The sequence below is a fragment of the Arthrobacter sp. TJ-58 genome (assembly GCF_058269295.1).
Genome location: NZ_JBZCNM010000001.1, coordinates 489,391 through 502,408, shown reverse-complemented (window position 1 = coordinate 502,408; position 13,018 = coordinate 489,391). Strand labels below are relative to the sequence as shown.

Annotated in this window: 12 protein-coding genes; 5 read left to right on the top strand and 7 right to left on the bottom strand. The window is 65.0% G+C overall.

All coding sequences use genetic code 11. The annotated features are described in order from the left end of the window. Positions 1–41 precede the first annotated feature (41 nt). Positions 42–620, bottom strand: coding sequence for a DJ-1/PfpI family protein (locus AC4D2W_RS02380; RefSeq protein WP_490925308.1), 579 nt, complete (start codon positions 618–620; stop codon positions 42–44). Between the two features lie 352 nt (positions 621–972). Here AC4D2W_RS02380 and AC4D2W_RS02375 point away from each other — a divergent pair, with 352 nt between their 5' ends. After that, positions 973–1,335, top strand: coding sequence for a hypothetical protein (locus tag AC4D2W_RS02375; protein ID WP_490925307.1), 363 nt, complete (start codon positions 973–975; stop codon positions 1,333–1,335). Positions 1,336–1,348: 13 nt separating this feature from the next. Here AC4D2W_RS02375 and AC4D2W_RS02370 read toward each other — a convergent pair whose 3' ends face one another. Continuing rightward, the gene (locus AC4D2W_RS02370) at positions 1,349–2,287 is read right to left on the bottom strand and encodes a DMT family transporter (protein WP_490925306.1); all 939 of its coding nucleotides are present in this window, start codon (positions 2,285–2,287) and stop codon (positions 1,349–1,351) included. Here AC4D2W_RS02370 and AC4D2W_RS02365 point away from each other — a divergent pair. Continuing rightward, positions 2,286–3,716 (top strand): aminotransferase-like domain-containing protein, encoded by a 1,431-nt coding sequence (locus tag AC4D2W_RS02365; protein WP_490925305.1) that lies wholly within the window; start codon positions 2,286–2,288, stop codon positions 3,714–3,716. The two genes, AC4D2W_RS02370 and AC4D2W_RS02365, sit on opposite strands and share 2 nt — an antisense overlap. Before the next feature lie 12 nt (positions 3,717–3,728). On the opposite strand, the gene AC4D2W_RS02360 is transcribed toward AC4D2W_RS02365, so the two are convergent. Then, on the bottom strand, positions 3,729–4,568 hold the full coding sequence (locus AC4D2W_RS02360; protein WP_490925304.1) for a formate/nitrite transporter family protein: 840 nt from the start codon (positions 4,566–4,568) through the stop codon (positions 3,729–3,731). 280 nt (positions 4,569–4,848) lie between these two features. Here AC4D2W_RS02360 and AC4D2W_RS02355 point away from each other — a divergent pair, with 280 nt between their 5' ends. The 3 genes from AC4D2W_RS02355 (at position 4,849) to AC4D2W_RS02345 (ending at position 8,320) form a co-directional block, all read left to right on the top strand. Beyond that, the gene (locus tag AC4D2W_RS02355; RefSeq protein WP_490926001.1) at positions 4,849–5,769 is read left to right on the top strand and encodes an MFS transporter; all 921 of its coding nucleotides are present in this window, start codon (positions 4,849–4,851) and stop codon (positions 5,767–5,769) included. 10 nt (positions 5,770–5,779) lie between these two features. Next, positions 5,780–7,015, top strand: coding sequence for a glycosyltransferase 87 family protein (locus AC4D2W_RS02350; protein WP_490925303.1), 1,236 nt, complete (start codon positions 5,780–5,782; stop codon positions 7,013–7,015). A gap of 69 nt (positions 7,016–7,084) precedes the next feature. Continuing rightward, positions 7,085–8,320 (top strand): cytochrome P450, encoded by a 1,236-nt coding sequence (locus AC4D2W_RS02345; protein ID WP_490925302.1) that lies wholly within the window; start codon positions 7,085–7,087, stop codon positions 8,318–8,320. A gap of 137 nt (positions 8,321–8,457) precedes the next feature. Here AC4D2W_RS02345 and AC4D2W_RS02340 read toward each other — a convergent pair whose 3' ends face one another. The 4 genes from AC4D2W_RS02340 to AC4D2W_RS02325 are packed head-to-tail and all read right to left on the bottom strand — an operon-like array spanning position 8,458 to position 12,993. Beyond that, positions 8,458–9,375 (bottom strand): ROK family protein, encoded by a 918-nt coding sequence (locus tag AC4D2W_RS02340; RefSeq protein ID WP_490925301.1) that lies wholly within the window; start codon positions 9,373–9,375, stop codon positions 8,458–8,460. A 2-nt stretch (positions 9,376–9,377) separates the two neighbouring features. After that, a complete protein-coding gene (locus AC4D2W_RS02335) occupies positions 9,378–11,126 on the bottom strand; it encodes a dipeptide ABC transporter ATP-binding protein (protein WP_490925300.1) in 1,749 nt (582 codons plus the stop codon). Continuing rightward, entirely contained in the window at positions 11,123–12,001 is an 879-nt protein-coding gene (locus AC4D2W_RS02330) for an ABC transporter permease (protein WP_490925299.1), read from the bottom strand. Before AC4D2W_RS02330 ends, AC4D2W_RS02335 begins: the two co-directional genes overlap by 4 nt. Then, a complete protein-coding gene (locus AC4D2W_RS02325; protein ID WP_490925298.1) occupies positions 11,998–12,993 on the bottom strand; it encodes an ABC transporter permease in 996 nt (331 codons plus the stop codon). The genes AC4D2W_RS02330 and AC4D2W_RS02325 overlap by 4 nt, the downstream gene beginning before the upstream one ends. Positions 12,994–13,018: the final 25 nt, after the last annotated feature.

Genomic DNA, 13,018 nt, shown 5'->3' with positions numbered 1-13,018 from the left:
CCTCAGACGTTAGCGGGTTCAGTGAATGATTGACCCGGTTCCTACACCGGAGACTGCGGATCGTATTGGATACCCCTCCGCACCTGGCGGGCACGCTCTTCCCCCGCCAGCCGGCGGACCAGGTGCAGGGCCATGTCGATGCCGGCGCTCACGCCCGCACTGGTGACCACATCGCCGTCGTCCACCCAGCACTCTTCGGAGCGGACCTCAATGGTGGGGTCCAGCTCGGCCAGCAGGGCCAGGGAATCCCAGTAGCTGGTGGCCGGGCGGCCCGCCAGCAGTCCGGCGGCCGCGTAAACCAGGCTTCCCGTGCACACGCTGGCCATCAGCGGAACCTGTGCCCGGAGGGCCCGCATCCATTCCAGATGCTGCTCATCCACCATCAGCTTCCGCGCACCCCGTCCGCCGGGGTGAAGGAAGACGTCAAAGTCCGGCGCTTCCGACCGGGAGGCGTGCGGCGTCAGGAGCATTCCCTTGGCCGCCGTGACGGGTTTCCCGTCTGCGGACAGGAGGCGCACGTCGTAGTTGTCCTCCGGATATGTCTGCGTCCAGTACGCCAGGACCTCCCACGGCCCTACGGCGTCCAGTTCTTCAACCCCGTCAAAAAGCAGAATCCCCATATGTCGCATGTGCCCGATCCTGCCAGTGCCTGCGGCATCAGCGGGGACCGACATGCCGTCTGCCTCTGCCTTTGCCTTTTGCCTGCCAGGATGTACGCGCTCGTCGTGGCTCCCGCGGGAGGCAGCACACCCCTACCGTGGAGGAATGGAGAACTGCACGGGTTTCATCTCCGTCTGCGGACCTTACCGGCCCTGACATGCTTGGTTCCGAGCTGGTGGTGGTCCTCTGTCTGGCTGTGCTGATCTGCACCCTCGCCGCGGGGCGGCTCGGGCTGCCGGCACCGGTGCTGCTGCTGGCCTGCGGTGGGCCAAGCTGTCCCCCAATAGGGAGGTCCGCACCGAGGAGCTGCGCGTGGCAGAAACATCGGCCTTGAGCGATGCCCTGTCCGCTCTGTCCGCAGCCGCGTCCCGGCTCGGAACGGATCCGCAGGTGATCGAAGAGCTGCAGACCGAATACCGGCAGCGGCTGAGCATCCTGAACGCCCTGCACCACGGGGACGACCCCGCCCGCCACACGGACGGGCTGGCCAGGGCACAGCAGTACCGCGAGTTGGCACTTGCGCTCGTTGCCACAAAACGGAATACGGTGATCCGGTTGCGCGACGAGCGCCGGATTGACGACTCCGTGCTGCTTCGCCTGCAGGCACGACTGGATATCGAAGAACTCGGGCTTGCCGCGCCGACCGATGCCGCAGGCGAAGAGGATGGGGACTGACGGTTCAGGAGCGTCAGCCGGCGGCGCGCCTGCGCCGCGTGCTGACGGAGATCCCCGCACAGGCGATCACGGCGGCCCCGCCCAGGAGCGTTGCCCAGCCCAGCTGTTCCCTCAGAAGCAGCGCCGCCCAGCAGATGGTGAGCACGGGCTGGGCCAGCTGCACCTGGCTCACCTGCGCCATGGGCCCGATGGCCAGCCCCCGGTACCAGGCAAAGAACCCCAGGAACATGCTCACGGCACCCAGGTAACCAAGCGCTGCCCACTCGCCGGACGTGCCCGACGGCGGCTGCCGGATGGCCGCGGCGGCCGTCAGCCCGATCATCAGCGGCGAAACAAGTACCAGTGCCCAGGACACCGTCTGCCAGGCCCCCAGCTCGCGGGCGAGCAGCCCGCCCTCGGCGTAGCCCGCAGCACCGGCCAGTACGGCGCCGAAGAGCAGCAAATCAGCAAGGTGCAGGCCGCCGAGTCCGCCGCCGCTCACGACCGCAAATGTGACGACGGCGCCAGCTCCGGCAGCTGCCGCCAGCCAAAAGGCCACCGGCGGCCGATCGCGTCCGCGCACCGCTGCCGCCACCGCCGTGGCAGCCGGCAGCAGACCGACGACGACGGCCCCGTGGCTGGCCGGAGAGGAAGTGAGGGCAAAGGACGTCAGGAGGGGGAAGCCAAGCACCACTCCCCCGGCCACAACGCCGAGGCGCAGCCACTGCCGGCCGTGCGGCAGCTTCTGCCGGGTTAGGGTCAGGGCGAGCGCCGCGAGAACCGCTGCGATGACTGCCCGCGCGGCACCGATGAACAGCGGAGACATTCCGCCGTCCCCGCCGTCCCCCACGGCGATGCGGGTCAGCGGCAGTGTGAAGGAGAAGGCGAGCACTCCGAGCAGGCCCCAGCCGAGGCCGGCTTTTGTGGATAGCAGTGGTGGTTTCAAGACAGTAGCGCTACTATGCTGTGACATGTCTCACGATAGCAGTAGCGATCGGATTGTCACAGGCCTGCGCTCCTGGATCTCCACGGCCCTGCCCGGAGCCATGCTCCCCTCCACCCGGGCGCTGGTGGCTCAGTACGGCGCCAGTCCGGTTACGGTGCAGCAGGCACTGCGGACCCTGGCTGCCCAGGGTGCAGTGGAAACCCGCCCCGGAGTGGGCACGTTTGTCCGTGCGGTCCGCTTCGCCCGCCCCAACGACTACGGCTGGCAGACCGCCGCCCTGGGCACGCCCCATGTCCGCGCACCGCAGCTCTCCGCAGCCCTGCGCACTGCTTCCAATGACGTCATTTCCCTGCACTCCGGCTATCCGGACCGCGAGCTGCTGCCCGAACGCCTGGTCCGCACCGCGTTCACGCGCGCGGCCCGCAGCGGTGCCGCGGTCAGCCGTTCTCCGGCAGCCGGCCTGCCGGAACTTCAGGCCTGGTTCGCCGGCGAATTGGAAGCGGGCACCCCGGCCGGCGTCGCGCCCCCGGCGCCCAGCGACGTCGTCATTCTCCCCGGCAGCCAGAGCGGGCTCAGTTCCGTCTTCCGGGCGCTAGTGGGCGCCGGCCGTCCGCTGCTGATGGAATCGCCCACCTATTGGGGTGCCATCCTCGCTGCGGCGCAGGCCGGCGTGGAGGTTGTGCCCATTCCCAGCGGTATCAACGGGCCCGATCCCGAAGACTTGGTCCGGGCTTTTGAGCAGACCGGGGCGCGCGCCTTTTATGCCCAGCCCACGTTCGCCAATCCGACGGGGATCCAGTGGTCCGCGTCCGCTCCGGGCGACGTGCTCGACGTCGTCCGGAGGTACGGAGCGTTCCTGATCGAAGATGACTGGGCGCATGATTTTGGCATCACGGCTGAAGCTCATCCGCTGGCGGCCCGCGATGACAGCGGTCACGTGGTGTACCTGCGCTCACTCACCAAGAGCGTCTCGCCCGCTGTCCGGGTGGCCGGCATCGTGGCCCGCGGCCCGGCCCGCGAACGCATCCTGGCGGACACGCAGGCGCAGTCGATGTACGTCAGCGGCATGCTGCAGGCGGTGGCGCTCGACGTCGTTACGCAGCCGGGGTGGGCTGCGCACCTGCGCGGGCTGAGCCGGCAGCTGGCCGTACGCCGCGATCTGCTGCACACAGCCCTGCGGGACCATGTGCCCGGTGCCCACGTGGCGGTGCTGCCCCGGGGCGGGCTGAACCTGTGGGTGCGGCTGCCGGACGCCACTGATCTGCCCCGCCTGGTGCTGGACTGCGAGCGCGACGGCGTGGTGGTGGCGGCGGGAGATGAATGGTTCCCGGCCGAACCGACGGGCCCGCACCTGCGCCTGAACTACTCCGGACCGAACCCCGGGGCGTTTCCGGAAGCGGCGCGCATTATCAGTGCGGCCCTCGCTCGGCAGACGAAAGGCTCGCCCTCCCCCTAACCCGCCTCTGCCCTAGCCCTCGCCGCGGGCGGCGTTGGGGTCGGCCGGAGCTTCCGCCCGGCGCTGCTTGAGCAGTTCCTTGGTCCGCACCAGACGCAGGGCCGTCACCAGCACCAAGCCGCCCACCATGTTGAAGAGCAGCGTGTAGCCGAACCAGGCGAGCCAGTCGAGGTAGGTGATGCCGGCACCGGACTGGATGGCTCCGAAGATGAGCAGCGAGTCCAGGATGGAGTGGAACATCTGGAGCCCGGCCAGAAGGAAGCCGCCAATCACGGTGGCGACGATTTTTGCCGGGTCCGAGGACGTGCCCTGCTGCATGCGGCTCATCAGGGTGATGGTGCTGCCGCCCAGAACGGCGAGTGCAACGGTCTGCAGGGAGAACGGTGCGTCCGTGAAATGCCGGGCCGATTCGGCAATTGTTGGTTCCCACTGCGGAAAGGCCTGCATAACAATCCACATGATGATCCAGCCGCCGGCCAGGTTGGCCAGCAGGGTTCCGCCCCAGAGCTTGAGCAGCTGGCTGACGCTGGCTTCCTTGGCCACCACGGCCGCCACCGGCATCAGGAAGTTCTCGGTGAAGAGCTCGCTGTGCGCCAGGAACAGCGCAATGAGGCCGACACTGAAGGCGATTCCGGCCAGCAGATGATCTCCTGTCTGGTGCATCACGGCCAGATACGCCATGACTCCCAGCCCCACCTCAAGTCCTCCGAAGAATCCGGTAACGAGAACGGTGCGGAAGGTGCGGTGCAGCCGCTCCGCTCCTTCGGTGATCGTGTTTTCAAAGGACTCCTGCAGCTCATCCTCAACGGGAGCTTCTGATTCCCCAATTTCCCTGCGGCGTTCCTCGCTCATGCCGTTCCCTTCCCCGCGTCCGCGGAGCTCTTCCCCGCCTGCAACGTCGGATACAACACTAAGCCTGCTGACGAATATTAGGGGTGACGTCCGCGGTTCAGCGGCCTACTCTGATGGATCACCCAGTGATCTGGAAATACAGATCAGTCAGGAGCCCCCTTGCCCGGACCCGATTCCATCCATTCCGGTGCCGAGGCAGAGCGCTTGCCGGCGTCCTACTCCTGGTGGCTTTTCGGCACGGTCTGGACCCTGATGGGAACCCAGATCCACCTTTCCCCGGCTGCTGACGCCCGGGCCCGCGTTGCTGCGGGCGACGGCGGCACGCCAGGCGCTGATCCAGCTGACCGCGGCTGCGGGGCCGGCAGCCGGGGGCGTCGTCGTCGTGTGGCTGACGCTGGGCGGAAGCGCTGCCGCTGCCGCCGGCGGCTACCTGCTGATGTTCATAGTCCTTCTGTGCCTGCGGCGCACCGTTGCTGTTGCCCGGACATCGGTATCTGTTCCGGACGGGGGCTCACCCGGAGTGCACCGCTCCATGCTGCGCGAAGCTGCGGACGGGCTCCGTGTCGCCTGGAAACTGGTGCAGATCCGGGCGGTTCTGGGTTTGCTGGCCGCTGTGTCCGGTTTGGTGCTGCCGCTGACCACGCTGCTTGTGCCGCTTCTGGGACGAAGCAGAGGCTGGGACGCTGCTGCAGCAGGAACAGTCGCAGGATGCTACGCAGCGGGCATGGCGGCGGTGGTGCTGCTCATCGTGGCCAGGGGCCGCCGGGCGCTCACCCGGGTGACGCCGGTGGCGGGGCTGGCACTCTGCGGTGCGGCGATGATGGTCCTCGCATTGGTGCCGAACCCGTGGCTGTGCGGTGCGCCGGCCGCCGTCGCCGGATTGGGAACCGGAGTGTTCAGCGGCAAGGTTGCTCCGCTGATGCTCACCCTCGTTCCGCAGTCCCATCTGGGGCGGGTCCAGTCGGCAGCCGTGCTGGCCCAGATGATCCCCCTGCTCCTGGCCAACAACCTGCTCGGCTGGATCAGTGATGCCGCGGGGCCGGTTCCCACGATTGCCTGCTGCGGCGCGGCGACGGCAGGAATCGCCGCATTCTGCCTCAGCCGCTCCTCGCTGCGCACCTTGGGACAGCAGCAGGACGGCGCCCCAGCGGACGGCCCTGCCGCCCGGGCCGGGTCGGTTGCCGCCCGGAGGCCCAACTAGACTGGCAGGCATGGCATTATCGACGTCGGCTCACGGCACGCGGACCCGCAGCACGCTTCTCTGGCTCATCCTTGGCATACCCGCAGCCCTCGTGCTGGTGGTATTCGGAGCCCAGATCCACGGCCTGGATTTCACCGTGTACCGCGAGGGCGCGCTGGCGTTTCTGGGCAAAAGCGAACACCAGCTGTATGACCCGGCCCTGGTGGAGACCGACACCCGCGGCCTGCCGTTCACCTATCCGCCGTTCGCGGCGCTCCTTCTGGCCCCGTTTGCCTTCCTCCCCGAAGCCGCCGGACTGGTACTGCTGACTGCCACTTCCTGCGCCTGCCTGGTGGCAACAGCGTTTCTGGTGTCCCGCTACCTCCGGCACGAGGACGCCGTTCCCGCGCGCCTGCAGAGCGCGCTCGGCGGTCCCGCCGGAGTGGTGGTCCTGGCCACCCTGTTCATCGGCCTGCTGGGGCCGTGGCGTGAAGGACTGGGTTTCGGCCAGATCAATCCGATGCTCATGCTGCTGATCGTGGCGGATCTGGTCCGTCCCGCCGGACGGGTGCCCCGCGGCATGCTGATCGGACTGGCTGCCGGCATCAAGCTCACTCCGCTGGCGTTCGGCCTGATTTTCCTGGTGCGCCGCGACTGGCGCGCCATCCTCACTCTGGGGGCAACCTTCGCTGCCACTGTGGCCGTGGGCTGGCTTGCCTCCCCCGCCCAGTCCCGCACGTTCTGGTTCGATGCGCTGTCCGATTCCAGCCGGGTGGGCGATACCACCGACATGTACAACGTGTCGCTGAACTCGCTGATCGCGCATCTGGGCACCCCCGAGTCCCTGCAGCGCCCGCTGTGGCTCCTGGCCTCCGCCGCCGTCGTCGTCCTGGGGTACCTGGCCATCCGCCGTGCTGATGGCCGCGGAGACATCATCGCCGCGATCAGCGCCAACGCGGTGGTCATGCTGGCCATCTCGCCGATCTCCTGGTTCCATCACTGGGTGTGGATTGCGCTGATTCTGCCGGCCCTGTGGGTCTCGGTACGACGACGGCGGGCCGGCCTGCGGGCAGCGGGCACCGCCCTGGCGGCAGTGCTGGTGCTGGTGTTCATGCTCTCGTCCATCACCATCACCATGACGCTCACCGGCGAGGTCAGCGGCCATGGTCCGGCCGCGCTGGAGCTGTTCACCAGTCTCGGTGTCATCCTTCCCGTGGTGGCCCTGGGCTACTGGGCAACGGATCCGGCGCCGGCACCCGCCGTGTGAAGCAGCATCCCGTTTGGGTAGGCTGAAGATAGTAAGCATCCTGACTACCCATCCTCCGGAGCGACTTTCATGATTTCTAAACTGCCCGCACTGGACAGCTCCCTGGCCTTCCTGCGGGAGGGATACACATTCATTTCCTCACGCTGCGACCGCCTCGGAACGGACCTGTTCCGCACCCGCATCGCCGGACGCCCGGTGTACTGCATGCGCGGTGAGGAAGCGGCCCGGATCTTTTACGACGGCGACCGCTTCAGCCGCAAGGGCGCCCTGCCGCCCACCGTGGTGCACCTGCTCCAGGACAAGGGCAGCGTGCAGACCCTCGACGGCGCCGAGCACCACCACCGCAAGGGCATGTTCATGGACATGATGGCACCCGAATCCGTTGCCCGGCTGGGGTCAATCTTTGAGGCCGTCTGGCGCCGGCGCAGCGCCGGCTGGACTTCATCAGCCGTGGTCCTGCACAAGGAAGCACGCTGGATGCTCACCGCCGCGGCGTGTGAATGGGCCGGCATTGAGGTCTCCGATGCCGAGGTGGACCAGCGTGCGGCCGAATTCGGACTGATGGTGGACCAGGCCGGTTCCTTCGGGCCGCAGAACTGGTGGGCCCAGCTGCGCCGCCGCCGCACGGAAAAGTGGGCGCAGGAGATTATCGAAGCGATCCGGTCCGGCAGCATGCAGGTGCCGCCGACGTCGGCCGTTGGGCTGGTGGCCGACCACCGAGACCGGGAAGGGAACCTGCTGCCGGCGGACACCGCGGCGGTTGAACTGCTCAACGTGCTGCGTCCGATCGTAGCGGTGGCCCGCTTCATCACCTTCGCCGGCACAGCCCTCGTGGAACATCCCCAGTGGCAGCAGCAGTTCGCGGCCGGCACCCCGGAGGATCTGGAGGACCTGGAGCCCTTCGCCCAGGAAGTGCGGCGCTACTATCCCTTCTTCCCGGCCATCGCCGGCACTGCACTGAAGGAGTTCAGCTGGAACGGCCATGATTTCCGGCCTGGCGCCTGGGTGATGCTGGACATCTACGGCACCAACCATGATGCCCGGCTCTGGCCGGATCCCGAAGCCTTCCGCCCCGAACGGTTCCGCTCCTGGGATGACAATCCCTACCGGCTGGTGCCGCAGGGGGCCGGCCAGGTCACCACCGCACACCGGTGCCCCGGCGAGGCCCTCACGCTGGAACTGGTGAAGACAGCGGTGCGGATGCTGGCCTCGGGCGGTTACCGTGTTCCGGCGCAGGACCTGAGCATTTCGCTGTCCCAGCTGCCCTCGATCCCGCGTTCCGGCCTGCTCCTGGCAGCGAAGTAAGGGCTCTCACTGCACTCCGGCACGCTGAACGCGTGCCCGCAGTGTTGGGGCAAGCTGTGGCTCTGTTACCAGCGCCTCTAGCTCCCGGACTTACCATGACAGCGCTCCGAAAAGGGCGGTATAAGGGAAGCTGAGCTTCAGTGGAATGCGCGCAACGAGGGCAGTGAATCCGCAAACTGAGAGGCACCGATCGCCACCGCATCCGACCCGAGCGCGCTCTTGAGAATGCTGACAGGGTTTCCGGATATGGGTGGGGAATTTAGCAGCTCTGCATCTACTGAAGGCTGCAGAATATCCCAGGCGTGGGCGACTCCTCCCCCGATGATAAAGGTGGAAATATCCAGAACCCCGGAGATGATCAAAGCGGCGCGCGCCACCCCCGCACCGGCAATTTGGAACACTGATGCGGCATCCGTATCGCCTCTGCGGGCCAACTCTGCGATTTCCTTGGCTGTGTGCTGTCGTCCCGTTGCCTCGGCAAACAACGTCGCAATGGAGCGACCTGATGCGAGGGTCTCGAGATGTCCTCTGCGGCCGCACGTGCACAGCCTGTCGCCGAACCCCGGAATGTGCCCAATTTCGGCCGCAGCACCCGTTTCCCCGGTGTGCAGGCCCGAGTCCAAGACGAGACCTCCGCCCACACCCGTGCCCAATGCGATTCCGAAGAAGTTCGTCAAAAGCCGCCCGGCTCCGAAACGCTGCTCGCCCAAGACAAACGCGGCAACGTCATTTCCCGCGCGCACAGGCATACCCAAACTGCGCTTGAGCTCAGCGCCGAGCGCATAGCCTGCCCATCCAGCAAAGGAATCACTTGCAGCCAAGACAACACCATCGGCATCTATAACGCCCGCAGCGCCGGCGCCCGCTACCAGCGGCGAAACTCCGGCACGGGCTGTAGCGGCTGTTGCAGCGGAGTGACAAGCCTCCACTATGGCATCTCCGCCGCATCTGGCCGGAGTCTCCTGGACCGACCGCCCCCGGACAAATCCGTCTTCATCCATAACGACAGCGGAGATATTGGTCCCGCCGATATCTATTCCCAGCCGCGGGTACATCCTTAGACAACCTCAGACTTAGCAGTAGCCAGGGCCAGCCGCGCAGTGCGGCGTTCCTCTTGCGTGATCGGATTGGGACTCGGGACAGAGGCAAGGAGGTGGCGCGTATAAGATGCCTGCGGGTACTGCAGCACCTCAGCCGTGTCGCCGGTCTCAATGACCCGGCCATTCCGCATGACTGTCACGCGTTGGCATACCGAGTGGACCACCGCCAGATCGTGGCTAATGAACAGGCAGCCAAAGCCAAACTCCTTCTGCAATTCCATCAGCAGTGAGAGGACTTCGTCCTGTACCGAAACGTCCAGGGCGCTGGTGGGTTCATCTGCGATCAACAGTTCCGGCGTCAGGGCGAGGGCACGCGCAAGGCCGATGCGTTGCCGCTGGCCTCCGGAGAGCTCATGTGGATAACGGAAGCCCGCGTCCCCGGGCAGCCGCACTGCTTCAAGCAATTCGTCGACCCTGTTTTGCCGTTCCCTGCGGCCTGGCCGGCGGCCCTCAACGCCGTGCATCACCAAAGGTTCGGCAATAGAGTCCCCCACTGTCATCCTCGGATCCAAGGATCCGCCAGGGTCCTGGAAAATAACGCCGACACGGGAGCGCAATTTCCGCAGCTCACGCCGGGAAGTGGCGCCGACGCGCGCACCGAACAGTGTGATGTCGCCAGATGTAACCGGGACCAGGCCCAAAGGCGCCCTTCCGAGGGTCGATTTCCCCGAACCCGATTCTCCCACCAAACCAACAATCTCTCCCTGTCCGATCGACAGATTGACCCGATCAACAGCGCGGACCTTGCGCCCGCTGGAGCTGTAATCGACGCACACGCTCCGCATGTCTAGAACGGCGTCTTTGGTGGCCGCGGGGAGACTCTTTTCCAAACTGGCAGATTCCCCCGCACGTTCTTCGGCAACAATTCGATCCCACTGAGTCTCGGGAAGCGCGGGAACAGCAGCGAGCAGTGCCTGGGTGTAGGGCTCTGCGGGGGCAGTGAGGACCTGAACCGCCGAACCGGATTCGACAATCCTGCCAGCATTCATCACCACGACTCTATCCGCCAGATCCGCCACGACACCCATATTGTGCGTGATTAGCAACAGGGCGGTATTCGTTGCCTTCACTAATTCCCGCAGCAGTTCCAGAATGTCGGCCTGCACTGTAACGTCAAGGGCCGTCGTTGGTTCATCGGCGATGATCATGATGGGGTTGCAGGCTAGGGCTATGGCGATGACAACCCGTTGGCGCTGGCCGCCAGACAATTGATGCGGGTAGCTGTGCGCTTTCGCCGCCGCGTCCAGAATACCAACCTTCGCCAGGAGCCTGACGGCACGTCTGCTGGCTTCGGATGTGGAGAGCTTGTTGTGGTTCAGGATGGCCTCGGCCACCTGGTTTCCAACCTTCATTGACGGATTCAATGCCGTCATCGGTTCTTGGAAGACCATGGACACGACGTTGCCGCGGATTGAGTTCATTACGGATTCCGAGGCGTTCAGGACGCTGGTACCGTCAACTTCAACCACTCCGGCGGCCCGGGCGCTGCCCGGAAGCAAACCGATGACCGCTAGGGAAGTGATGGACTTTCCACTGCCGGATTCCCCGACAATGGCCAGAACCTCGCCCCTCGAAACCTCGAAGGACACACCTCGTACGGCATTCACCGTGCCGTTATCCGTCTTGAAGTCAACAGTCAGATTTTCAATGCTGAGTGCTGGAAGGCGCGTTGAAGGTGCTGCTGCACTGCTGGAATTGCCGTTCATGATCGGCCCCTTACATCGAACATGTCACGGAGTCCGTCACCAATGAAGTTGAAAGCGCTCACAACCAGGACTATGGCGATTCCCGCCGGAAAGATCAGCCACCAAGTGCCGGAGTAGACAGACGAAATTCCGTCTGAAAGCATGGCCCCCCAGTCCGTGGCCGGCGGCTGCAAGCCCATCCCGAGGAAATTGATGTAGGCGATCAACAGGATGGCGTCCGCCACCTGAAAGGTTGCATTGACAACAACGGTTCCGATTGTATTCGGAATGATGTGCCTCAGGATGGCGCGCCGATTGCTACCCCCGGTGGCCTTGATTGCCAGTACGTACTCCCGGCTCTTCAGCGATAGTGCTTCCGCTCGTGTGAGCCGGGCCGGCACTAACCAGGACACTGCACCGATAATCAGCACCAACATCCATTCGCTCGGCCGGACGACAGCGGAAATAACCAGGAGCAAGAAGATGCCGGGGATGGCAATGCCGGCATCTACAACCCGCATCATGGCAGAATCCACCACTCCGCCGAGGTAGCCCGCCACAGACCCCCACAAGGTGCCGAGGACGGTTGCCAGCACGCCGGCTGCAAGCCCGATGAGAATCGATGTGCGGCCAGCAACCATCAGCCGCCCCAGGACGTCGTATCCCAGACCGTCGGTACCTAGCGGATGGCCGTCCTGGCCAGGGCGGAGATCCGCCTGCATCAAGTCGGTGGAGACCTGTTCTGTCGGGTAGACGAGTGGTCCGACGAAACAGAAAAGTACCAAGGCCAGCACAATGCCTACCCCAAGGAGCGCCAGCTTGTTGGAACGGAACTGGCGCAGAGCACGTGCCCCGGGGGATTTCTGGGCAGGACGGGCGAGTATCGAGGCACTCATCGGACACCTCCACGGGCACGGGGGTCGAGTATGAACTGGGTGATGTCGGCGAGCAATGATCCGATGACGGTTGCCACGGATATAACCAGGACACAGCCCAGCAGAACCGGGAAATCACTGGTCTGTGCTGCGTTCCAGAAGAGCAGGCCCATTCCGGGGAAGTTGAAGAGCTGTTCGACCACCAGCGCGCCACCGAACATTACGGGTAGGTAGTAACCAAGCATCGTCACAACCGGAGTCAGGGAGTTTCGCAAGACGTGCCGAAAAACCACTTTATTGATCGGGGTGCCCTTTGCTCTCGCCGTCCGCACATAATCCTCGTGCAGATTATCGATCGTGGATGAGCGCATATAGCGCGAGAAAGTCGCCACGCCGGCCAGCCCACTGGTAAGCACCGGCAGGATCATTTCCTTCGGGTGGGAGAGGATTTCCGCCACAGTGTTTCCCTGCGGCGCCGTTGCGGGAAGCCATCCCAGTACCTGACTGAAGAGCATGATGAGCAGCAGCCCCAGGAAGAAGCTCGGTGTAGAGTACACAATGAAGTTCAACCCGGTCATCACGTAGTCAAAGGGCTTGTTGCGCCGGAGCGCCTGCACCATTCCCAGCGGAATCGCGATTGCCAGGGCGCCAAAGACAGCGGTTAGTGCCAGGACCAGCGTCTTCGGCAACCGCTGCAGGATCACATCAGACACTTCCGTGTTCATGACAAATGACCGGCCCAGGTCACCGTGTAGCCACTGGCCCGCGTAATTCAAGTACTGCTGGATAAGTGGCAGGTCGAAGCCCATCTCATGGTTGAAGGCCTCAATCTGGGCTTCAGTCGCCTGTTGTCCCAGAATCCCCCGTGCAGGTCCGCCCGGGAGCGCTTGAAGCAACATAAACACGACTATTGAGACGATCGCGATGACGACCGCCGCCTGCACAATCCTTTTGGCTAAGAACCAGCCAAATGTCCGTGCCCCTGAGCGATCGCGAGTGGCGGTGGTCGACATCAGCCATTCTCCTACTCTATGTTCT

Bases quoted from the DNA above. Each gene is read 5' to 3' on its own strand.
- AC4D2W_RS02335 (WP_490925300.1), bottom strand. From the start codon at position 11,126: ATGAACGGCAATTCCAGCAGTGCAGCAGCACCTTCAACGCGCCTTCCA.
- AC4D2W_RS02360 (WP_490925304.1), bottom strand. From the start codon at position 4,568: ATGAGCGAGGAACGCCGCAGGGAAATTGGGGAATCAGAAGCTCCCGTT.
- AC4D2W_RS02345 (WP_490925302.1), top strand. From the start codon at position 7,085: ATGATTTCTAAACTGCCCGCACTGGACAGCTCCCTGGCCTTCCTGCGG.
- AC4D2W_RS02330 (WP_490925299.1), bottom strand. From the start codon at position 12,001: ATGAGTGCCTCGATACTCGCCCGTCCTGCCCAGAAATCCCCCGGGGCA.
- AC4D2W_RS02365 (WP_490925305.1), top strand. From the start codon at position 2,286: ATGTCTCACGATAGCAGTAGCGATCGGATTGTCACAGGCCTGCGCTCC.
- AC4D2W_RS02350 (WP_490925303.1), top strand. From the start codon at position 5,780: ATGGCATTATCGACGTCGGCTCACGGCACGCGGACCCGCAGCACGCTT.
- AC4D2W_RS02380 (WP_490925308.1), bottom strand. From the start codon at position 620: ATGGGGATTCTGCTTTTTGACGGGGTTGAAGAACTGGACGCCGTAGGG.
- AC4D2W_RS02325 (WP_490925298.1), bottom strand. From the start codon at position 12,993: ATGTCGACCACCGCCACTCGCGATCGCTCAGGGGCACGGACATTTGGC.
- AC4D2W_RS02370 (WP_490925306.1), bottom strand. From the start codon at position 2,287: ATGTCACAGCATAGTAGCGCTACTGTCTTGAAACCACCACTGCTATCC.
- AC4D2W_RS02340 (WP_490925301.1), bottom strand. From the start codon at position 9,375: ATGTACCCGCGGCTGGGAATAGATATCGGCGGGACCAATATCTCCGCT.